Annotated in this window: 1 pseudogene; it reads right to left on the bottom strand. The window is 45.5% G+C overall.

The features are described from left to right. Positions 1 to 176, bottom strand: a pseudogene (locus AAEY88_RS15020) (IS66 family transposase); the annotation flags it as partial. Positions 177 to 246: the final 70 nt, after the last annotated feature.

Below are 246 nucleotides of genomic sequence, written 5' to 3' on the forward strand. Positions count from 1 at the left end.
TCTTCCACTTCATTGAATAACTCGCCTTGCCCGGCAAAGCCTTCAGCACTTTTGCCGAATTGTTTTTGTTGGGCCAAGTTCCAGCGCTCTTCCAATGCCGCAATCTGGGCATCCTTCTGCGCTAACAGTTTTTCAAGTTCAGCAATGCGCTGTTTAAGGGCGAGTTCATTTTTCATGACGCCTATTTTAAGGCATCATCAAAGGCTTTGCAGTGCTAACTGAACTCACTTTGATGATCATCAATCG

Origin of the sequence: Psychrobacter sp. CAL346-MNA-CIBAN-0220 (genome assembly GCF_040309805.1) — a bacterium.
Taxonomy (GTDB): Bacteria; Pseudomonadota; Gammaproteobacteria; order Pseudomonadales; family Moraxellaceae; genus Psychrobacter.